Genomic DNA, 20,895 nt, shown 5'->3' with positions numbered 1-20,895 from the left:
TTCCCTTCGTCGGAGGGGTTCCCGGTGGCGCCTCGGCGCGGCGACGACCGGTGCCGCGCCCCCGTGGGACGGCAACCCCTGTGGAGACCACCAAAGCAGAAATGAGTACAAAAGTGCAACCGTTACAGTTTCTGTCTGAGTTCAGCTGTGGAGTACAGTGACGCCATGCCCGACTCTCCGACCGTTGGCCGTCGCGAGCGCAAGAAGGCCGCGACGAGGCAGGCCATCGCCGACGCCGCCCTGGAGCTCTTCCTGGAGCACGGTTTCGAGCAAGTGAGCGTCCGCGACGTCGCCGAAAGAGCCGATGTGTCGACGACGACCCTCTTCGCGCACTTCCCGAGCAAGGAGGCGCTGGTCTTCGACCGTGAGGAGGAAGTCGAGGCGGCGCTGACCGCCGCCGTGCGCGAACGGTCCGAGGACCAGGGCGTGATCGAGGCGCTCCGCGCCCACGCGCTGGAGTCCTGGGTGCGGATCTGGTCGGATCCTCGTCGCCGCGAGTTCCACGCGCTGGTGGACCGGACGCCGGCGCTGCGCGAGTACGCCGAGCGCATGTGGATGCGGCATGCGGCCGCTCTCGGCGCCGTGATCGCGGAGGAACTGGGGCGGGAGGCGGGTGATCTCGAATGTTCGGCTCTCGCGCGCTTCGTCCTGGAAATCCCGACTCTGGCCCAAGGCCGGCATGATCCGCGCGCGGCTGTGGAGACGCTGTTCGACCTGCTGATCCACGGCTGGCGGCCACAGCGCGATTCGTAACCGGCACATTGAGGTTTTCCCTCGGCACCGCCAACCGCGTCGATCGGCGGTTTGTGGTGCCGGTGAACGGAAAACAGCCCTCCGAAAGAATGGTCCGCCGGGCATTCTCGAGTTCCATCAATTCGGGAAATGTCTGAATTCGGGACAGTGGTACGTTTCGTGGGGGAGAAAATGCCCAAGTGTCCTAATGTTGTCGGGTTCCTTATGCTGGGCACCGCGCTGTCCGGTGGGGCCGTACCCTTGGGCAATTCCGCCTCCGCCGCACCCGCCGAAGGTGCCGTCGTCACCGGCCTCGACGTCGATAACCCGTCCGCGCGCGATCATTCCGGAGCGCATGGGCGCCATCACTCCAGGCAACGCGACAAGCAGCGGCAGTCGGAGCGCGAGCGGCAGCGCCAACGGCAGAATCTGCTCCGCGACGTCACGCTCGCCCTCACGCCGATGCAGAAGGGCGAGACGGATTCGCGGGCTCTGCCGTACAACTGGCAGAAAACGGACGCGACCGCGAACTCCTTCACCGATCGGAACAGCCTGTCGGACATCACGAACCGGCCCGCGCAGAAATCGGACTCACTGGCCGCCGGCGACACGAGCGATTCCACGCAGAAATCGGACCCGCCGGGCACGTCATCGACGCCGCAGGACGATTCCACCAGTGCGGAGATGCTGGCGTACCTGCGGGATCTGGCCGCGAAGAAGCAGTTCACCGGCTCGGCGCTGGTCGTACGGCGTGGGCGGGTGCTGGCGCGTTTCGCCGCCGGCGAGGCGGACGAGGAGAAGCACATTCCCAACCGGCCGGACACGGTCTACCAAGTCATGTCGATCACCAAGCAGTTCACCTCGATGCTCGTGCTGAAACTGCGCGATCGCGGGCTGCTCAAGTTGGACGACCCGATCTGCCCGTATCTCGTCCCGGCTTACATCAAGGCCTGCCCGGCAGCGTGGCGGCCCATCACGATCCGCGAGACCCTCACGCACACCTCCGGCATCCCCAACATCGAGAAGCTGCCCAGCTACCTTGCCAATGTCACGAAACCGACCACGCCCCGGAAACTGATCCAGCAGTTCGTGAACCTGCCACTGGACTTCACGCCCGGCACCAGCTGGAAGTACACCAACTCCGGCTACGTCCTGGCCGGTGCGATCATCCAGGCGGTGACGCACAAGCCGTACGGGACCGTGCTGCGCGACGAGATCACCGGCCCGCTGCACCTCGAGCACACCGGTTACAGCAGGAGATATCCGCCCAACGGGTTCGCGAAGGGCTACTTCACGCTCGGGTCACCGGCCCCGCTCCTCAACGGCTCCGAGCTGTTCTCCGCGACCGGCCTCTACTCCACCGTCGACGACATCGCCCGCTGGGACCGGGCGTTCGGCTCGTACACGGTCGCGCCACCCGCCACCGTCAAGCAGGCGTTCACGCCACAGGCGCCGTGCCCCTCCACCGGCTGCCTCAACCTGCCGTCGAGCGCGTACGCCTTCGGCTGGCTCGTCGACCGGCTCCAGGGGCACCGGCTCCGGTATCACCCGGGCCTTTTCATGGGCTACACGGCGAGCAACATGTACCTGCCCGACGACGACATCCAGGTCGTCGTGCTCAGCAACGTGCAGGACACCGACACCGCCGGCATCGCCCGCCACCTCGCCACCCTCGCTCTCGACCGTTGAGCGTCTACAGAGGGGTGGAGGCGGTGGTCTCGGGCACGAAGGCGATGCCGTCGAAGTGCTCGGCGAGCACCGTGGGCATGTAGCTGAGTTTGTAGGTGAACCGCCTCGCCACCGCCCCATAGCCACGCATGTGGAGGGGCTCGCCGAGCCACCGCGCCACGGCCTCAGGCCGTGGTCCGCTCCGCAGGTCGATCACATGATCACCCGGATGAGCGGTGGCCAGGCGGGCCTCCACGATCGTCGGTCTCCGGACGAACGGGACGCGGAAGGCGACCGGGGGCGTGGCCGGGTCCACCTTTCCGAAGCGTGGCCGGCGGGCCCGGAACCGGCCCGCTCCGAAGAGCACGCCGAGTGCGTAGTACGCCTCGCCATACCGCTGCCTGAGGTGCAGCCCCATCGTGGGCACCGACCCGCCGCTGTGGCTGCCCGCCATGACGTGGCCGTTGTGCGCCCAGAGGGCGACCTTGGCATCCGGGTCGGCCAGGAGCAGGTCCACGTTGTCGGCGAGATAGCGGTCACGGGCGACGCTCACGGTCTGTGCGGGGTCCGGGTGCCGCAGCGGCCGGCTCGCGAGGTCGGCGCTCTGGCACACGATCCGTGCATGCGCCGGCGCCTCATCCGGAACGGAGACGCCGGCCAGGAAGTCCTCCACGCGGCGGGCGTCGGCTTCGATCCGCCGGTCGAGCGGGGGGCCGACGCCCAGGCGCTTTGCGGCGAGGGAAGCGAGGGGGTCGAGCAGGCCCGGCGCGTCATCGCCGAGGTAGGCGCGCAGGGCGTCCAGCGATGCCGCCGGATGCTGCGGGTCGATGCCCACGAACCGTACCTTCCGCGATGCGGTGCGGTTGTGGTCGCGCAGCCACTCGACGACCGCCAGCATCTCCACCGTGTGCAACGTCCAGAAGCCCAGCCCGGCGAGCGCCTCGCCCGGATCGCCGGAGCCGCCCTGCACGTAATCGTCCACGGCTCGGGACGCCGAGGCGCTGGCCTCCACCGCGAGCGTCGTGAAGCCCAGTTCCTCGACCAGGAACTCCAGCAACCGGTGCCTGATCAGGAAGAACTCCCGGGTGCCGTGCGTGGCCTCGCCGAGCCCCACCACCCGCACGCCGTCCAGTGCGACGCGGAACGACGCCAGGTCGGCGGTTCCGGCGCCCGGTTTCAGGCCGTTCAGCGGTATCGCTCGCGCCTTGAGCCACTTCGCCACCTCGTCGTCGTTCATCGTGCCGGGCACGGTGCTCCTCACGGTCGGCTGGAAACGGTCGGCGGTCAGAGGCCCGTGACGGTGCTGCGGCGTTCGAGGAGGACGACGTCGCGCCAGCGGTCGTGGTGGCGGCCGACGTGGTGGCGGGTGCCGACGACGCGGAAGCCGGCCTTCTCGTGCAGGCGCAGGCTGGCGGTGTTCTCGGGGAAGACGCCCGACTGGATGGTCCAGATGCCTTCGGCCTCGGTGGACTGGATCAGGGCATTCAACAGCGCCAGCCCCGCTCCGCGGCCACCGTGGTCGGGGTGGACGTACACGGAGTGCTCGACCACTCCGGCGTAGACGCAGCGCGAGGAGACGGCGCTGACCGCGATCCAGCCGATGACCTGCCCGCTTGCGGCGTCGACGGCGACGTGCCGGTGGAGCGGCAGCTTCGCGGCGTCGAACGCCTGCCAGGTCGGTGCCGTGGTCTCGAAACTGGCGTTTCCGCCGTCGAGACCGGCCTGGTAGATCGCGAGGACCTGCGCGGCGTCGGTCTCTCGCATCGGGCGGATGAGGATTGCTCCCACCTTGTCGACATGCTCGGACACGTGCTCCTCCAATCAGCGTCACGCTGTTTCGGCGAAGGCCGTCGATGCGGGCGTGAGCAGAGTCGACATGCGGGCCAGTACGGCGGGGTTGATCCAGTAGTAGACCCAGGTGCCCCGGCGCTCGGACTCGATGAGCCCGGCCTGCCTGAGCACCTTCAGGTGATGGCTGATCGTCGGCGGGGTGAGGTCGAAGGCGGCCGTCAGGTCGCACACGCACGCCTCACCGCCCTCGTGGCAGGCGATCAGCGACAGCAGGCGCAGCCGTACGGGGTCGGCGATCGCCTTGAACAGCGGAGCGAGTTCGGCGGCCTCGCTCTCGGACAGCGGTTCGCAGGCCAGCGGGGCGCAACAGACATCGACGATCGGCAGCTCTTGCTTCGACACGACTCTAATTTGACATCCATCTATGCAAGCTCGCAAACTGCGGGCATCCTGATTAGAAGGTCATCTAACCAAGGGGAAGCACATGTCCCGTGTTCAACTCGCTCTGCGTGTCGCCGACCTGGAAGGCTCGATCGCGTTCTACTCCAAGCTGTTCGGTGTCGAGCCCGCCAAGCGCAGGCCGGGGTACGCCAACTTCGCCATCGCGGAGCCGCCGCTCAAGCTGGTCCTCCTGGAGGGCGAGCCGGGGGAACCGACCCGGATGGACCACCTCGGTGTCGAGGTCGAGGACGACGCCCAGGTCACGGCGGCGACCGAACGCCTGAAGGAGGCCGGTCTGGCGACCTTCGAGGAGAACGACACCACCTGCTGCTACGCACTCCAGGACAAGGTGTGGGTGCACGGCCCCGGCGGCGAGCCCTGGGAGGTGTACGTGGTCAAGGCCGACAGTCCCACGGCCGGCGCCCTCAGCGTCGACATCCTCCCCAAGGAGGCCGGCTCCGCCTGCTGTGCCACCGAGACGGTCACCGGCGGTGCCGGCTGAGCGTTCCGCCGAGCCGGGCGGGCCGCCACATCAACAACACCACCGCCACGAAGGCGAGGGCGACCACCACGAAGAAGAGGGCGTACGGGAAGGAAGTGGTTCCTTCCGGCTCTTCCACGGATGTCGGTTCCGTCACCGGGGCGATCTGATCGACGAGGGCCATCGCGGCCTGCTTGGGGTCGCCCTGGGGCGCGTGCCCGAAATCCGCGGCGCCGGTGACCTGGAGCAGGTCCTGCCGCATCGGTTCGTCCACCGCGCGGTTGACGAGCACGACCAGCCTGCGCTGCGGAAGCGGCAGGTCCCGCGGAGCGGGGCGCTGGTAGCCCTCGAAGGCGCTCATACTCTCAGGCACGATCGCGGCGCGGGCGGATTTCCCGGCCAGCCGACGCGAGATCTCCTGGGCCGGCACGGTGGTCAGCCGGAGGCCGCGATCGGTCAGCGCGCGTAGCTGCTCCCCGCCGATCGTGTTGCGGATGAGGATGTCGCCGCCCTCGCCGGGGTGGTCTAGGAACCTTTCCGGTTTGATGTCGTCCCTGACGAGCAGGACGTCGGGACTCGTCACCCCAAGGTCCGCCAGCTCACTGAGGCCCCACGTCTGCAGGTCCCCCCGCACGTCCCTGCCGGAGTACTGACCGCCGCTGACCGCCCCGAGGACGTCGAGGTCGTACGCGATGGTCACGGCCGGCACGCCGGCGGGCGGCGTGACGGTCGCCGGGTCGATCGTCTCGACGGCCGGGGCGTAGCCGTCGCGGCGGAGCCTCTCGGCGAAGGCCTCGGCGGCGTACCGCTGGTCCGCGGGCGCCTGGACGATCACGGTCGGCGGCGAAGGGGAGAGGTCCGTCGGAGGGGGTTCGCCGGCGTCGCCCAGAGTCAGGAAGACGGCCACGACGGCCACCGCGACGAGCGCGGCCGTGCCCGTGAGGATCACCGCCAGGCGCACCCGCCGGTCCAGGACCCGCCAGGTCCGCCGGCGCTCGACGGCAGGCGTGCCCATGAGGGAGGCGAGCTTCCGCCGGACGGTCTCCGGCGTGCTCGGCGAGCAGATGAGGGCGTCGGCGACGTCCTGGCTGGACTGCCTCCACATCTCTTCGGGCGGAAAGGCCGCGTCCACGAGCCGTGCGTACAGGTGGTCCGCGTCACCACGGGGATCGATCACACTGCGGAAGCAGTTGCGCTGGAGCAGGGCCCTTTGGAGGTGTTGCCGTTTGGTGGGGTCCGTCGTGCCCGAGCGAGCCAGATCCTCGACCGCGGCGCGGACGTCGGGGGCGTACGTGAGCGCGTCGGCCAGCCCCTCGGTGTAGGCGTTTCCCACGCCGTTCCGGTACGCCACGGTGGCATCCGTGGAGCTCACGGGCAGGGTGGGAGGAGGGGCGGGCGGGGAGTGATCGGGCTCGGGTTCCGGCTCGGGTTCCAGTGCCGCGGAACCGGACTGTTCGACCAGTTGGAGCACCTTGGGCCGGTCCTTCTCGATCGACAGCGGCTCGGCCTGCCGGGCGAGCCTGGCGATCATCTCCGTCGCCGGGACGTCCGACCGTGTGTAGAACTGGTAGCAGAGTTTCGACGGCGTCTGCTCGTGGACGCTCTCGGCCCCGCGTCCCCAGACCACCGTCTGCGCGCCCTCGGGGGCGTACCGCGCGAACGACAGCTTGATGTTGTGCTCGCTGGTGCTGCTGGTCCAGGTGGCGGCGGTGAACCTGGTCCGCGTCCCGTACGGCAGCAGCGCCGCGACGGTGTCGGCGAATCGCAGCCGATCGATCATGGGGACGGCGTCGGCGCCGATCACGCACACGGGCCGGCCGTTCAGCAGCAGCGCCGCGGCGGAGAGCGTGTCCGGGCCGGGTGCCATGGCCTCCGGGTCGTACGGCGGCACGGCCACGGTCAGCGGAGGCCGCGGTTCCAGCGGCAACGCGGCGAAGGCGATGTAGAGCGCCGTGTACGACACCGGCTGGTCGACGAGCTGCTCGTACGGCACGTAGAACCACCGGGTGTAGGCGATCTTGCGGTTGGCGAAGTCGCGGTGACCCGACCACTCGCGGATCGCCAGGACCAGGTAGTAGGAGATCTCGCCGTTCTCGCTGATCCTCGCGGTCCCGATCGTCACCTGCGGCAGGTCGCCGGCGGTGCTCGCGGCGTAGCGGTGTCTGAGCTTGTCGAACACCTCGCGATCGAGCCGCCCGTCGCTCCACTCCAGCAGGCCGTATTCGTCGTAGCTGCCGGGGCGCTTGCCTTCCAGCGCCCATTCGAAACCGATCACCGGGGACCGCCGCCGGCGAGCCGCCGTCCGAGCCACAGCATGGGCTCGACGACGTTGATGGGATGGACCTGTCCCCGGATCCGCAGCTCCTTGCCCGCCTCGGGCAGCAGGTTCTGGTAGTCGTTCCGGTCGAACGTCTTGGTGTGCGGCCGCACGTAGAAGCCGATCGACGAGGTGACGAAGAACTCGACGCGGGTGCGGTGGAAGAACTGGTCGAGGGCGTTGACGACCATGTCCGCGTTGCCGCTCGCGGACACCTCGCACAGCGCCCGGAACAGGTCGCGGGCGTCCTCGCTGCTCACCCGGGGAAATCCGTACTCGTCGTCCGGCGAGGAATCGAGCAGGTGCAGCTTCTCCGCGGTCTCCAGCACCCGGGGGTCGTCGAACTTGGTGATGCAGACCGCGACGTGATGGGGGAGCATCCCGTCGCGCAGTTCCCCGATCTCGAGCATCTTCTCGGCGAGGCGGGTGAGCGGCGGGTGCAGGTGGTCGAAGGCGTCGCCGAGCTCGAACTCCCGGATGGGATCGAACAGGAAGACCAGGCCCCGGCTCTTCACCAGGTTGTCCATCAGGCGTTGGCGCAGGTCGTCGACGACCCGGGAGCCGTTCCCCGTATGGACAGGGCCCGCGCTGAACAGACCGCCCGGCGCGTCGACCATGCTGATGCCGATCTTTAGCGGCGGGGCGGGCCGGGCTCTGCGCAGCCACCGGCGCTCCTGCCGCTCGGCCGGCCCGACCAGGGTCCAGCGGTAGTGCTCCAGGCTCTGGCTCGCCTCCGGGAAGATCTTCCCGCTCGACAGCGCGTTCGTCCTCTCGATGAGATAGTCGGACGAGGCGGCGTCGGAGCCGATGATCTTCCAGTCGTCCTTCCGCCGCATCAGCGCGATGTTGAGGGCGGCCAGCAGCGTGGTCTTGCCGCTGCCGGGGGCGCCCCACATGGCGATGTCGTGGGCCGGTGGTCCCGACGCCGGGTCGGACTGCATGTCTGGTCTCACTCCGTCTCGTCGAGGAGGGGGAACGGGATGGGGAGGGCGGCGGGCGCGGCCAGCCCTAGGTCGGCGGCCAGCCCCCGGACGTCGAGGGCGTCCAGATGCGCGAGCGCGTTCGCGCCGAGGCGACGCCAGGCAGGGTGTGCGGAGGCGTCCTGGCGGTCGCAGATCGCGGCGAGCATGGTGTCCGGCCGGCTCTGGACGCGGTCCACCAGTGACCGCCAGTCGTGCGGGCGCGGGCAGGGCAGGATCAGCGACCGGTTCGTACGCGCCGGGTGCGGCGGGCGGTCGCCGACCGTGAGCAGTACCGTGCGCACCTGATCCGACGTCGGGAGCCGCCGGGCCACCGCGTCCAGCATGTCCTCCAGCTGGGCGGCGTGCGGATAGTAGGGGTAGCCCTCGGTGATCGCGCCGCGCTCCTCCAGCCGCTCCAGGGCGGCCAGCGCGCGCTCGGGCGTGACCTGCCACTCGGCGATCTCCACCGGGTGCTCTCCTCCGGCACGGACGTCGTAGGAGTGCGCGCCGTACGCCACGAGGGAGACCCGCAGGAGGCCCGCGAGCTCGGCGGACAGATGACTGACCATCTGACGCACGCGGCTCAGGCGCTCCTCCACCTTCGCGTCCGGCCCGCATACCTCCACGGCGCAGATCAGGTGCGCAGGTCCGGCCTGGGGCGGCAGCTGTGACGGCGCCGCCGCCACGAGGTCGCTCCAGCCGCGCGGGTCCCGGGTCAGCTCGGGCACGCCGGTGAAGCGCACCTTCCCCGGTCGCACCAGCTCGGCCGTCAGCAGGTAACGCCCGGGGGTGATCCTGGCGCTGTGCACCGACAGCAGCCTGGGCTCCCGGCCCTGCCAGGTGACCACGGCGAACGCGGTGCCGTACTCGTCGCCGGGCTCGCAGCGGACGGCCACCTCGGCCCGGGTCCCGGGGAGGGTGCCGATCGGAAACAGCTGCTTGCTCCCCAGCCGCAGCCGCCCGCTCGCGTGGTCGGCGCGTAACACGACCAGGTCGTACGACCGTGACAGCGGGTCGGTGGCCAGGACGTCCTCGACGATCGCGATGACCGGCCCGTTGGAGGGGAAGACGGTGGCGGGCCGCGCCTCGCTCAGCCAGCCGAGCGCCCGGTTGGCCTCCGCGCCGTCGGGAAACGAGCAGACGAGGACGACCTCGTCGGCGGAGAGCGGGTCGGCGGCCCGGAGCACGGCCTGCCGGGAGGACTCGTGCTCCCACCCCTGCTCCGAGGTCAGGTCGCCCCAGGACGACGACCAGTAGTGGCAGCGCGGCCTGCCGTTGTCGTCCCGGTGGATCCGGAAGACGGTCATGCCGTCGGCGGCGACCTCCACGATCGTGAGGCGGCCGGTGGCGGTGAGCCCCGCAACGGCTCGGGCGACGGCCTTGCGAAGCAGAGCCTTGTCGGGCTCTGACACGGATCCTCCGTTGCTTGTCCTATTCGTGGCCCCCGTCCCCCTTTATCCGAGCTAGCCGGTAACCACGAAAAGACGACTTGTCATAACGGTAGGCTTCTTGTTGTGTCGTTGCGTCGAATCATTCTCAGTTTCCCGCAATCTTACGGCGGGGACCTACGATAGCCCGAGTCTCGAGCGTTATGCCACGTTCCAATATGTGCGCGTAGGCGAGGAGAAACATGAGGCGGTTTCTGATTGCCCTGTCCGGAGCGCGGCCGGAGGTGCTCGAACGGTGCCCCACCGAGTACGGGAAGTTCGAGGGCATCGGCGGCGCCGTGCTCACGACGGCCGTCCTCGCGGTGGTGTCGATGACGTTCGCGCTGAACAGCGCCCTGGGCGTCAACATCGTCCTGGCCGTCCTCGCCGCGCTGGTATGGGGCCTGATGATCCTGAGCCTCGACCGCTGGCTGGTCAGCACGATGCGGGCGGACGCCCCGCGCCGCTGGCCGCTGGCCGTTCCGCGCGTTCTCATGGCCCTGCTGCTCGGGTTCGTCATCTCCACGCCATTAGTGCTCCAGATCTTCCGGTCTGAAATCGATGCCCAAATTGTCCAGATCAAGCAGCAGCGTGCGGACGCGTTCGCCGCGCGGCAGCAGCAGGGCAACGTCGGCAAGGACGTCGGCCAGCTCCGCAAGGAGGTGGCCGACCTGGAAAAAGTCATCTCCTCCGGTGGTGACGTGCCCATCGACACCGAGCAGGACCCGAACGTCAAGGCGTTGACCGCCGAGCGCGCCAGGCAGCAGAAACTCGCCGACAAGCACTACGGCGAGTGGCAGTGCCAGCTGTACGGAGGGCCCTCGTGCCCGAAGAAGGGCGACGGCCCCCTGGCCCAGGACAGCCGGCGTGCGTACGAGAAGGACAAGCGGCGGATCGACCTGATCAACCGGCAGATCGAGGACCGGAAGCGGGAGCTGAGCGCCAACAGCGAGGAGGCCAAGCAGGCCCGCCTCGCGAGCGCGCAGGACGCCCTGCCCAAGGCCAAGGCGCAGCTCGACGCCGGGATCAAGCGGCAGGCGGACCTCCAGGCGTCCTTCGACGCGGAGAACATGGCGACCAACGGCCTCCTCATCCGCATCCAGGCGCTCAACGAGGTGACCGGCAAGGACAGCAGCCTCGGCGTCACCCGCCTGCTGCTGTTCCTGTTGTTCCTCCTCATCGAGTGCCTGCCGGTCACCATCAAGCTGATGCAGCGGCCGGGCAACTACGAGAAGGTCCTCGCGCTGGCCGAGAAGCACGAGTTCCGGGACGCGCGGGGCACCTTCGCACAGGGCATGACCGGCTCCGGGGCGTCCGCGCCGCCCTCGGCCGGATCGCAGGACGTCTGGCGCATCTGGTCCCGTACGGGCGAGACCGGTCCGCAACCGGTCGTCACCGTCCCCGAGGACGGCGCGGACTACCGGGGACCCACCGGCACCCGCGCGGAGACCGTCGGCGAGACCGACGCGTACGACTCGCTGGAGGACGAGGAACTGAGGCGGATGCCGGACGCCAGGACCACGCGGGTGCCCAGGAACGGCGCCGAGCGCCCCGGCGGAGTGGAACTGCTGCCCGATGACGACTGACGCTCCGATGGCGGGTCCGGGACGGGTGATCAGGGACCGCTACGAACTGAGGTCCCAGCTCGGCCGCGGCGGCATGGGCACGGTCTGGCTTGCGAAGGACAGGATGCTCGGCCGGCTCGTCGCGCTCAAGGAGATCGCGCTGACGCCGTACGGCGAGGGGCTCGCAGTCCAGCGGGTGAGGGCCATGCGCGAGGCTCGCTCGCTGGCCCGGATCAGACATCCCGCGATAGCCGAGATCTACGACGTCTTCGAGGAGGGCGGCTCGCCGTGGATCGTCATGGTCTACGTGGAAGGCGGCTCCCTGGACGACCTGATCGGGCGGCGGACGCTGTCGGAGCGCGAGATCGCCGCCTTGGGACGCGACGTGCTGGCCGGGCTGACGGCCGCGCACGCCGCGCATGTCCTGCACCGTGACGTCAAACCGGCCAACATCGTGGTGGGCCGCGACGGAAAGGTGGTTCTCGTCGACTTCGGGATCGCCCAGATCGTCGGCGAGAGCGGGCTCACCTCGCACAGCATCCTGCTCGGCACCTCGGAGTTCATGGCGCCGGAGCGAATCGAGGGGCGTGCGGTGGGACCCGCCGCCGACCTGTGGTCGCTCGGCGTCACGTTCTTCTGCGCGCTGGAGGGCTACTCGCCCTTCCGCCGGGACAACGCCTATGCGACCGTGCACGCCGTCTGCAACGACGACCTTCCGCAGCCACGCCGCCGCGGGCCGCTGTACGACGTGATCGCCGGGCTGCTCAGGAAGGACCCCGCCCACCGGATGGGGGCGGCCGAACTCGACCGCCGGTTGGCGGCGATCGCCGCCACGCCGCCGCCCGAGAGGAAGCGGCCCGAGCGGCCGGTCGAGAGGCCGCGATCGCGGTCACCCCAGCCGCCACCGGTGCCGCACACTGCCTCTTTACGCAGCGCCGCCGCGGCGCTCGCCGCGATGGCGCCCGGTGCCGCCGGGCAGGCGTTGGACGCCATGGCCGGCGATCCGTCCCGGGCGGCCGGCGTGCTGGCCCTGCTGCCGTCCGGTCAGGCCGGGCGGTGGTCGGTCACATGACCGCCGGTGGAGCGGCCGCGCTGCTGCGGCGGCTGCCCGCGAGCCGGGGCGCGAGCATCCTGGCGGACGTCCCCGATCGGGTCGCCGCGGACATCCTCAACGCGCTCGGCGTCACCCCCGCCGCGGTCCGGCTGGTCGAGGCGATGACGACCCGGCGGGCCCGGCAGGTGCTGGAGTACGTGCCGCCGCCGGTCACCGCGGCCCTGCTCCGGGCGACCACGGACGGCCGCGCCGAGCGCCTTCTGGCCGGGCTCAGCCCCGCCGTACGCGCCCAGATCGCCATCGCCGACTGAACCCGGAGACGAGGGCCCGGCGGACACGTACGCCCGCCGGCCCCGGAATTTTACTGAACGGTGATCTTGTCGACCTCGACCGTGATGCCCTTCACCTGGGGAGTGGAGGTGCCGGTCGTGACGGTGCCGGTGCCCGAGGACACGCCCTTGACCGTGAACGAGTAGGTGAGCGTGCCGCCGGGGGCGCCCGGCGTGCTGGTGATCCGGTAGTCCTGCGTCGGCGGGCCGCTGATCTGGCTGCCGGCGGTGCCGTCCGCGTTCTCGGCGCCGACGGTCAGCCCGTAGCCCGCCCCCGGGTCACCGGGCAGGTTGCCCGGGTCGTAGGCGTACGAGATGTCCTCGGCGCCGCCCAGTCCGATCCACTGCTGGAAGACCTTCAGGCTGTTCGTGCCGTACAGGTAGACCTGCCACTCGACGACGAGCCACCTGTTCACCCCGTCGGTCAGGCTGGCGACGTAGACGCCGGGGGCGCCCTCGCCGTTCAGGTCGGTCCAGTACGACGCGAGCACGCCGTTCGGCGGCGTGGCGTCGGGGAGCGTCTGCGGGGCGAACTGGATGTCCGCCGAGCCGTTCGTGCCGCCCGCGACCGTGTAGCCGTCGGAGACGATGCCGATCCTGTTGTACGTACGGCCGGCATACGTGAACGCCGGGACGTTGAAGTTCAGCGCCTCCTCGTCGCCGATGGGGGTGGGGGCGATGCCGAAGGCCGAGAGCGGCAGGTAGCCCGCCGGGGTCTCACCGGGCGCGATGGCCGGCTTGTCCGGCTGCCTGCCCGCGAGCGTGCCCCTGGCCGTCACGATCTGGCTGCCGATCTTGGTCGCGCCGGTGACGCCGTTGAGCCGGAGCTTCGCGTCCAGCGTGCTGAGCGCGGTGACGTCGGTGTCCTCCAGGGTGTTGTTCTGGACCGTGACCGTGCAGGTGGACTCGCCCGTGTTCTTGGCGATCGTGCTCGGGGCGCAGGTCTGGTCGATCGGCACCGCGCCCTCCTGCCGGTAGAAGGCCACCGGGAGGTGCTGCTCCCGCTTGCCGCCGACCTGCTTGAGGTTCACCTGGCCGAAGTACTGCCCGTCGGGCAGGTCCGGCGCGGTGATCACCACGGTGATCTTCTGGCTCTTGCCCGGCTTCACCGTGAACAGCGGCGGCAGCACGGTGATGTTCGCCCCGCTGACGGTGGTGCCCGTCGCGGAGTAGGTCAGCGTCTTGCCTGTCGCGTTGACGAGCGTGCGCTTGGCACTGATCACGCCCGGCATGACGGGCGCGTTGACCGACGGCAGGTTGAGGTCGATCCGGTTCATCGGGTCGGCGGCCGAGGCGGCGTAGTTCGCCGCGGTCTCGTCGAGGGTCAGCCCGGGGTCGCCCGCCTTGGTCAGGTCGATGCGGCCACCGCCGTAGTCGAACGGGTCGGCCGGGGTGGTCCGGTCCTGCTTGGTGACCTTCGTCGTCGCGGTGGTCTCCAGGGCCGACTTGACCTGGCCAGGCGTCCAGTCGGGGTGCAGCGCGAACACGAGCGCTCCCGCGCCCGCGACGTGCGGCGACGACATCGAGGTGCCGGCGATCACCTGGTAGAGGTTGCCCGGAGGGCCTTCCAGCGGCGACTCGGGGGTCGGGGTGTTGCCCGCCAGGATGTGCAGGCCGGGCGCGGTGACGTCCGGCTTGAGGAAGTCGCCGCCCGGGCCGCGCGAGGAGAACGTGGTCATCGCGTCGCCCTGCCAGGTGGTCTTCTCACCCTGGGTGAAGCTCGCCGTGGCGCCCGGGTGCGCGCTCAGCCAGGCGAGCAGCGCGTCGGTCTCCGGCTTGTCGATGTGGACCGTCGGCAGCCAGTGGTTGTCGGTCATGACGTCGAGTGGCGTGGAGTTGTAGAGGATCATCCCCGCGGCGCCGCCCTGCTTGACCGCGAATCCCTTGAGCACCCGGTTCGGGCCACGCTGGCAGGCGACGATCTTCCCGGTGAACAGCCCGGGAGGCGCGGGGTTGACGCACAGCGGGTCGCTGTACGGCGGGGCCGACGCGAGCACCACGGGCAGCGGCGAGGAGATGCCCTGCGTGATCGACGCGCCCTTGATCGACGGCCCGCCGGTCAGCGTGATCGTCGACTGGTAGGTGCGGCTCTGCGTCGAGGCCGCCACCGTGGTCACCCACGGGCCGCGGTGGTCGGTCGTCCCGGCGCCCGGTCCCGAGTTGCCTGCCGAGGCCGACACGAACACGCCCGCCGCGTACGCGTCGAGGAACGCGAGCTCGACCGGGTCGCTGTAGGGGTCGGCGCCGCCGCCCACCGAGAAGTTGATCACCTTGACGCCGTCGGCGATGGCCTGCGCGACGGCGGCCGCCGAGTCGGACTGGTAGCAGCCCTCCGCGCCGCAGACCTTGTAGACCGCGACGTGGGCCGCTGGCGCGATGCCGTGGATAGCGCCGCGGTCGATGCCGAGAGGGTTGGCGTGGTCGACCGGCCCGCCCGCCGACGTGGTGGCGGTGTGCGTCCCGTGGCCGTTGGAGTCACGGGCGCTGTCCCCGTACACCTCTCCGCCCACCACCGCGTTGTACGTCTCCAGGAACGGCTGGCCGGAGATCAGCTTGTTGTTGCACTGGAAGGGGTCGGCCGCCGGCGTCAGCGGGTTGTCGCCGAAGTCGCACGTACGCGGGGTGCCGTCCGCCTTCGGCGGGGGAGCCGGAAGCGTGCCCGGGTCGGCGAACGACGGGTGCTCCGGCCACGCGCCGGTGTCCAGGATGCCGACGATGACGCCCTTGCCCGACGACTTGGCGCCGCCGAGCTGGTTGTAGATCGTGGTCGCGCCGATGAACTCGGGGCTGGAGTCGGTGAGGGGCTGCTCCCGCTTGTCCTCCTGCACCGCCGCCACGCCGGGCAGCCTCAGCAGCTCGGCGGCCTTGTTGGCGGGCAGCGTCAGGGCGACGCCGCCGTAGACCGTGCGGAGCTTCTGCCCCACCGTGACGCCGGGGATCTTCTTGCCCAGCTCACTGAGGAAGGTGTTCTCGATGCCCTCGATGTGCTTCTGGTACTTCGCCGCGTCGCCGCTCTTCAGGTTGAGCGACTTGCCGGTGACCGACGGACTGGTGCCGGCGAGTCCCGGCAGGCCGCCCTTGTAGGCCGCGAGCGAGTCGTAGTCGAGCTTCACCACGACACTCGTCCGCTCCGGCGACTTCGAGGCGAGCAGCGCCGCGTCGCTCTTGGCGAGCCGGCCGCTGGCCGACTTGGCGCCCTGCACGCGCTCGGCGCCCGTCACGGCCGTGGCGCTCCACGACCGCGAGGGGGTGGGGGTGGGGTCCGCGGCGGCGGATGTCGCCGGGATCATCGCTGTCACGAGGCCGAGGCCGGCGACGATCGCTGTGGTCCGTAAGTAGGCAGGTGGGGGCTTCTTCGACACGACACCTCCATGGAGACCTGTGAGGCCTCGCCGTCCAGGGCGTGGAGGAGCCGTGCCGCCCACGGGCATGGGAGGGCGCGGGCCCTCCCCGTTGGGCGACGAGCGAACGGCCACCCGAACGGGTGGCCGAAGCTGACTCGGAGTTTAACTAGCCATCGTTTTTCCGGCTAGATCGTTCCATGGAGTGATTTTTCGCTTGTGCGGTGGCCAGTCAGGCGCGCAGCGCGTCGAGGGCGATGTCGAGCTGCTCCGCGACGACGGACTGGTCGCCGATGGTCTTGGCGCGGAGGGTGGCGCCCTCGAACGAGTCGATCAGGAAGGCCGCCAGCGTCCTCGCCGGACGGGCCGAGGTGATCTCGCCGGCCTCCTGGCCCGCCCGCACCGTGCGGGCCACGTCCTCGGTCCAGTCACCGAGGATCTCGCGGACCGCCGTACGCACCTGGTCTCCGGCGCTGCTGCTCTCGCCGGCGAAGGTGCCGAGGAGGCAGCCGAACTCCACACCCGTGTCGCGGGTCCGGTCGATCATGGCCGCGAAGTGACCGCGCAGCCGCTCCAGGGCGGGGCCGTCGCCGTTGAGCACGGCGAAGTTCGCGCCGCGTGCGTAGCGCCGTACGATCTCGACGGCGAGCGCCTGCTTGCTCTCGAAGTGGTTGTAGAACGACCCCTTGGGGACGCCGGCGGCGCTGGTGATGTCCTGCACGCTCGCGCCGTTGAACCCCTGCTGCCGGAACACGTCCTCAGCGCTCGGCGATCGCCTTGACCTGTCAACGCCGCTCCCGAAGGTGAAGGCACGACGTATTTCGGCCGGACGGAGACCGGGATAACGGATATGCGTGCCTGGCGGGTGGGGAAGACCGATTACTAAACTGCTTGATCGTGAGCGACCAGGCGGAATTACGCGCCGGAGACCGGGACAGGGACCGTGTCGCCGAGAAGCTGCGCGCCGCCGTCGGAGAGGGCCGCATCACCCTGGACGAGCTCACAGAACGGCTCGACCACGTGTACGCCGCGCGCACGTACGGCGAGCTGGAGGCACTGGTCGCGGACCTGCCCCGGAATCCGGCTGGGGAGAGACGGCCGGAGCCGGCGGACGAACTGCTGCTGTTCACCCGTGGCACGCGTGCCGTCAGGAAGACCGGACGCTGGAGGGTGCCGCCGCGTATCACGCTCGACTGCACCTGGCGGACGGCCGTGGTGGACTTCCGGCACGCGGACTGCCCGCACCGCGAGATCGACATGACCGTCCGGTGCGACTCGATGTTCGGAGACGTCATCATCCGGGTGCCGGTCGGCTGGCGGGTCGTCGCCGACGAGGTGACCTCCGGCGGGTGGGTCAGGCTCAAACGCGTCCACAACACCCCGCCCGTGCCGCCCGACCCGGACGGCGTCGTGCTGCGGTTGTCCGGGCACATCGGCGGCGACATCTGGGTGCGCTACCACCGGCCCGCCTGACGATCACCTCGGGGATTCCCGATAGGGTGCCCGGATGCCGCAGCGCCGACTCGCCGCCCTGGCCGCCGCCGTGGTGGTCGTGGCCGCCGGTCTGGCGGCCCGGGCGCTGCTGCCGGGCGCGGTCGCCAAGTATGCGGGCGACCTCCTCTACACCCTCCTCGTGTACGCGCTGGTCGTCGTGGCCGCGCCGCGCGCCCGGCCGTTCGTGGTGGCCGCCGTGGCGCTCGGTGTGAGCTGGCTGGTCGAGTTCGCCCAGCTCTCCGGGGTGCCGGCCGAGCTGTCGGCGCACAGCACGCTGGCCCGGCTGGCGCTCGGCACGACGTTCAACGCCCCCGACCTGTTCTGGTACGCGGTGGGCGCCGCCGTCGGATACGCCATTCACTCGATCCGTACGAAATGACCGGCACGGGGCGTGTCTATCCCTGATCGCGATCCCTTGTTATCGTCACAGTGACGATTAAGGAGGTCGTGTGGCGCTGACCGATCTGCTGGGGCCCCTCCTGGAGCCCGCAATCACCCTGGGCGGTGTGTCGACGAGCTGGGCCGAGTTGCTCGGGTTCGCGACCGGGGCGCTCACCGTCTGGCTGGTGGTCCGTCAGAACATCTGGAACTGGCCGATCGGCGTCGCGAACGTCGTCCTGCTCGGCCTCGTCTTCTTGGCCGTGGGCCTGTACGCGGACGCGGCCCTGCAGATCGTCTACGTGCTCCTCGGCCTGTACGGCTGGTGGCAGTGGCTGTACGGCGGTGCTGGGCGGACCACGCTCACGGTCACCAGAACAAGCCGCGCGGAGTGGGGATGGCTCGTGCTCGCGGGTGCCGCGGCGACCGCGCTGCTCACCGCCGCACTGGCGACCTGGACCAACTCGGCCGTCCCGTTCTGGGACGCCCTGACGACCGCGCTGTCGCTCATGGCGACCTACGGCCAGTGCCGCAAGCGGGTGGAGTCGTGGTGGCTGTGGATCACGGTCGACCTGGTCTACATCCCCCTCTACGCGTACAAGGACCTCTACCCCACCAGCGTGCTCTACGTGTTGTTCCTGGCGCTGTGCGTGGCCGGACTGCTCGCCTGGCGGCGCGAGTCGGCCGCACGGCCCGTTCCCGCTCCGGCGGTGACACGATGAGCGCCCGGTACGCTCACGGGCTGGTGATCGGCAAGTTCTACCCGCCGCACGCCGGACACCACCACCTCGTCGACACCGCCGCCGAGCAGTGCGCGCTGGTCACGGTGGTCGTGGCCGCCAGCAGCGTGGAGAGCATCCCGCTCGCCCTGCGTACGGCATGGCTGCGCGAGGCGCACCCGCAGCCCCACGTGGTGGTGGCGCCGGTGGTGGACGACATCGAGATCGACTACGACGACCCGGAGATCTGGGCCGCGCACGTCGAGGTCTTCAGGCACGCGCTGGCGCTGGCACACGGCGGCCTCGCGCCGGACGTCGACGCGGTCTTCTCATCCGAGGCGTACGGGCCCGAACTGGCCCGCAGGTTCGGCGGCGCGCACGTGGCGGTCGATCCGGACAGGATCCGCCATCCGGTCAGCGGGACGATGGTCCGCGATGATCCGGTGGCCGCGTGGCCCTGGCTGAGCCCCGCCGTGCGCGCCCACCTCGCCTGGCGGGTGGTCGTCGTCGGGGCCGAGTCCACCGGGACCACCACGCTCGCCCGCGCGCTGGCCGCCCACTACGCCGCACGCGGCGGAGTCTGGGCCGCCACCCGGTGGGTGCCCGAGTACGGCAGGACGTACTGCGAGGAGAAGCTCGCCCTGGCCCGCCGGGCGGCCAAGAAGGCGGGAGCGCCCGAGCCGTGGCTCGACGACCTGGAGTGGGAGCCGGAGGAGTTCACGCTGATCGCCCACCGGCAGCTCGGCTGGGAGGAGGCGGCGGCGCGGACCGGTTCGCCCGTGTTGTTCTGTGACACCGACGCGCTCGCCACCGCGCTGTGGCACGAGCGCTATCTCGGCACGGCGAGTCCCGAGGTGCTGCGCGTCCACGAACGGGCCCGGCACGACCTGTGGATCCACACGTCCGTGGACGGCGTGCCGTTCGAGCAGGACGGCTGGCGCGACGGCGAGCACGTCAGGCACGAGATGGACCGGCGGCTGCGCGCCGAGCTGTCCCGGCGCGACCTCCCGCACGTCGTCGTCTCCGGGTCGCCGGGGGAGCGGCTCGCCGCCGCGGCGCGGGCCGTGGACGATCTCGTGGCGGCCGGTCGCCACTTCGCCCCGCCGCTCTGAACTCGGTTCATATGTGAACCGATATCGGACGAGTGTCCATATGAATATTGGACTTGTTCCGAACCCTCTGGTTTGCTCCTGCGTCTGACAGATCACCGACGCACGAGAGCGAGGACATGCCATGGGACACCCGGTGACGGTGAAAGCCGCCGCGATGACGGTCTTCGTCCTGGTCGGGGCCGCCCCCGGCGACCCCCCGCCGCCGCCGCGCCCCGGACAGACGTGGCCGCCGCGCTGCGCGCGCTGGAGACGTCGTTCAAGGGCCGCATCGGCGCGTACGCGATCGACACGGCGACCGGGAGGACGATCGGCTACCGGGCGGGTGAGCGGTTCGCGCTGGCCTCCACCTTCAAGGCGGTGCCGCCGCGGCGGTGCTGGACCGCACCACGGACCGCGAGCTGACGCGGAAGGTCGTCCGCTGGACGGCCGACGAGGTGAAGCCGTACTCGCCGGAGACCGCCAAGCACGTGAAGGACGGCATGACCCTCGCCGAGCTGTGCCGGGCGGCGATCATCTACAGCGACAACACCGCGGGCAACATGCTGCTGAAGCGGATCGGCGGGCCGGAGGGGCTCACCCGCTACTTCCGCGCCCTCAAGGACCCGATCTCCCGGCTGGACGCCTGGGAGACCGAGCTCAACGACTGGTCGCCGAAGCAGAAGCGCAACACCACCACGCCCACTTCGATCGCCGGCGACCTGCGTGCGCTCACGGTGGGCGACGCGCTGGGCGCGAAGGACCGGTCCCGGCTGATCGGGTGGCTGCGCGACAACACGACCGGGGACGCCCGCATCCGCGCCGGGCTGCCCAAGTCGTGGATCGTCGGCGACAAGACCGGCACCGGCGGCACGTACGGCACCGCCAACGACATCGCCGTCGTCTGGCCGGGCGCGGACGCCGCCCCGATCATCATGGCGATCTACACCAACCGCGCGGCGGCCGACGGCGCCGCCGACAACGAGGTCGTCGCGAAGACGGCGACCGTACTCGCGCGCGGCCTCGGCCGACTGCCGTAAATACCGCGTTATGGGGCCGACAGCGCTTTACGGCCCCATAACCTTGTCTATAGCCATTTGGGGGAGGA

20 protein-coding genes are annotated in these 20,895 nt (G+C 70.2%); 12 read left to right on the top strand and 8 right to left on the bottom strand.

The window, feature by feature from the left end; all coding sequences use genetic code 11:
- The first annotated feature begins 165 nt into the window (after positions 1 to 165).
- Both B1L11_RS07520 and B1L11_RS07515 read left to right on the top strand, forming a co-directional pair.
- A complete protein-coding gene (locus B1L11_RS07520) occupies positions 166 to 753 on the top strand; it encodes a TetR/AcrR family transcriptional regulator (protein ID WP_079313858.1) in 588 nt (195 codons plus the stop codon).
- Between the two features lie 240 nt (positions 754 to 993).
- Positions 994 to 2,421 (top strand): serine hydrolase, encoded by a 1,428-nt coding sequence (locus B1L11_RS07515; protein ID WP_179155024.1) that lies wholly within the window; start codon positions 994 to 996, stop codon positions 2,419 to 2,421.
- A gap of 4 nt (positions 2,422 to 2,425) precedes the next feature.
- Here B1L11_RS07515 and B1L11_RS07510 read toward each other — a convergent pair whose 3' ends face one another.
- From B1L11_RS07510 to B1L11_RS07500, 3 genes are read right to left on the bottom strand one after another with little or no spacing between them, the layout of a single operon-like run.
- Positions 2,426 to 3,649, bottom strand: a complete 1,224-nt coding sequence (locus B1L11_RS07510) for an erythromycin esterase family protein (protein WP_218670951.1) — start codon at positions 3,647 to 3,649, stop codon at positions 2,426 to 2,428.
- Between the two features lie 35 nt (positions 3,650 to 3,684).
- On the bottom strand, positions 3,685 to 4,209 hold the full coding sequence (locus tag B1L11_RS07505; protein WP_079313815.1) for a GNAT family N-acetyltransferase: 525 nt from the start codon (positions 4,207 to 4,209) through the stop codon (positions 3,685 to 3,687).
- 18 nt (positions 4,210 to 4,227) lie between these two features.
- Positions 4,228 to 4,593: a metalloregulator ArsR/SmtB family transcription factor gene (locus tag B1L11_RS07500; protein WP_079313814.1), complete on the bottom strand. Its 366-nt coding sequence runs from the start codon at positions 4,591 to 4,593 to the stop codon at positions 4,228 to 4,230.
- 82 nt (positions 4,594 to 4,675) lie between these two features.
- Between B1L11_RS07500 and B1L11_RS07495 the strand changes: the two genes are divergently transcribed.
- On the top strand, positions 4,676 to 5,134 hold the full coding sequence (locus B1L11_RS07495) for an ArsI/CadI family heavy metal resistance metalloenzyme (RefSeq protein ID WP_079313813.1): 459 nt from the start codon (positions 4,676 to 4,678) through the stop codon (positions 5,132 to 5,134).
- On the opposite strand, the gene B1L11_RS07490 is transcribed toward B1L11_RS07495, so the two are convergent.
- The 3 genes from B1L11_RS07490 to B1L11_RS07480 are packed head-to-tail and all read right to left on the bottom strand — an operon-like array spanning position 5,115 to position 9,804.
- Positions 5,115 to 7,388: a hypothetical protein gene (locus B1L11_RS07490; RefSeq protein ID WP_079313812.1), complete on the bottom strand. Its 2,274-nt coding sequence runs from the start codon at positions 7,386 to 7,388 to the stop codon at positions 5,115 to 5,117. The two genes, B1L11_RS07495 and B1L11_RS07490, sit on opposite strands and share 20 nt — an antisense overlap.
- Positions 7,385 to 8,371 (bottom strand): hypothetical protein, encoded by a 987-nt coding sequence (locus B1L11_RS07485; protein ID WP_079313856.1) that lies wholly within the window; start codon positions 8,369 to 8,371, stop codon positions 7,385 to 7,387. The genes B1L11_RS07490 and B1L11_RS07485 overlap by 4 nt, the downstream gene beginning before the upstream one ends.
- Positions 8,372 to 8,379: 8 nt before the next feature.
- Positions 8,380 to 9,804: a hypothetical protein gene (locus B1L11_RS07480; protein ID WP_079313811.1), complete on the bottom strand. Its 1,425-nt coding sequence runs from the start codon at positions 9,802 to 9,804 to the stop codon at positions 8,380 to 8,382.
- A 218-nt stretch (positions 9,805 to 10,022) separates the two neighbouring features.
- On the opposite strand from B1L11_RS07480, the gene B1L11_RS07475 reads away from it, so the two are divergent.
- The 3 genes from B1L11_RS07475 to B1L11_RS07465 are packed head-to-tail and all read left to right on the top strand — an operon-like array spanning position 10,023 to position 12,749.
- A complete protein-coding gene (locus B1L11_RS07475; RefSeq protein WP_079313810.1) occupies positions 10,023 to 11,405 on the top strand; it encodes a DUF4407 domain-containing protein in 1,383 nt (460 codons plus the stop codon).
- Positions 11,395 to 12,456: a serine/threonine-protein kinase gene (locus B1L11_RS07470; RefSeq protein WP_079313809.1), complete on the top strand. Its 1,062-nt coding sequence runs from the start codon at positions 11,395 to 11,397 to the stop codon at positions 12,454 to 12,456. The genes B1L11_RS07475 and B1L11_RS07470 overlap by 11 nt, the downstream gene beginning before the upstream one ends.
- Positions 12,453 to 12,749: a magnesium transporter MgtE N-terminal domain-containing protein gene (locus B1L11_RS07465; RefSeq protein WP_079313808.1), complete on the top strand. Its 297-nt coding sequence runs from the start codon at positions 12,453 to 12,455 to the stop codon at positions 12,747 to 12,749. Before B1L11_RS07470 ends, B1L11_RS07465 begins: the two co-directional genes overlap by 4 nt.
- Before the next feature lie 50 nt (positions 12,750 to 12,799).
- Here the strand turns inward: B1L11_RS07465 and B1L11_RS07460 are convergent, their stop codons facing one another.
- Together B1L11_RS07460 and B1L11_RS07455 are read right to left on the bottom strand one after the other, a co-directional pair.
- Positions 12,800 to 16,129, bottom strand: a complete 3,330-nt coding sequence (locus B1L11_RS07460; RefSeq protein WP_306291611.1) for a S8 family serine peptidase — start codon at positions 16,127 to 16,129, stop codon at positions 12,800 to 12,802.
- Positions 16,130 to 16,340: 211 nt separating this feature from the next.
- A complete protein-coding gene (locus tag B1L11_RS07455) occupies positions 16,341 to 16,862 on the bottom strand; it encodes a TetR/AcrR family transcriptional regulator (protein ID WP_079313806.1) in 522 nt (173 codons plus the stop codon).
- Positions 16,863 to 17,005: 143 nt separating this feature from the next.
- On the opposite strand from B1L11_RS07455, the gene B1L11_RS07450 reads away from it, so the two are divergent.
- From B1L11_RS07450 to bla, 6 genes are all read left to right on the top strand, one after another.
- Positions 17,006 to 17,581 carry a DUF1707 domain-containing protein gene (locus tag B1L11_RS07450; protein ID WP_218670950.1) on the top strand — a complete coding sequence of 192 codons (576 nt, stop codon included), beginning with the start codon at positions 17,006 to 17,008 and terminating at the stop codon, positions 17,579 to 17,581.
- Positions 17,582 to 17,615: 34 nt separating this feature from the next.
- On the top strand, positions 17,616 to 17,981 hold the full coding sequence (locus tag B1L11_RS07445) for a DUF2809 domain-containing protein (RefSeq protein ID WP_079313804.1): 366 nt from the start codon (positions 17,616 to 17,618) through the stop codon (positions 17,979 to 17,981).
- Positions 17,982 to 18,051: 70 nt separating this feature from the next.
- Positions 18,052 to 18,702, top strand: coding sequence for a nicotinamide riboside transporter PnuC (pnuC, locus tag B1L11_RS07440; protein ID WP_079313803.1), 651 nt, complete (start codon positions 18,052 to 18,054; stop codon positions 18,700 to 18,702).
- Positions 18,699 to 19,811, top strand: a complete 1,113-nt coding sequence (locus tag B1L11_RS07435) for an AAA family ATPase (protein ID WP_079313802.1) — start codon at positions 18,699 to 18,701, stop codon at positions 19,809 to 19,811. Before pnuC ends, B1L11_RS07435 begins: the two co-directional genes overlap by 4 nt.
- A 222-nt stretch (positions 19,812 to 20,033) precedes the next feature.
- Complete coding sequence (locus tag B1L11_RS50005) at positions 20,034 to 20,213, top strand: hypothetical protein (protein ID WP_256862306.1); 180 nt, start codon at positions 20,034 to 20,036, stop codon at positions 20,211 to 20,213.
- Positions 20,183 to 20,827, top strand: coding sequence for a class A beta-lactamase (bla, locus tag B1L11_RS07430; protein ID WP_256862305.1), 645 nt, complete (start codon positions 20,183 to 20,185; stop codon positions 20,825 to 20,827). Before B1L11_RS50005 ends, bla begins: the two co-directional genes overlap by 31 nt.
- Positions 20,828 to 20,895: the final 68 nt, after the last annotated feature.

The sequence above is a fragment of the Microbispora sp. GKU 823 genome, from assembly GCF_002027145.1.
GTDB classification, from domain to species: Bacteria; Actinomycetota; Actinomycetes; order Streptosporangiales; family Streptosporangiaceae; genus Microbispora; species Microbispora siamensis.
This window is presented reverse-complemented; position numbering and strand designations above follow the sequence as displayed.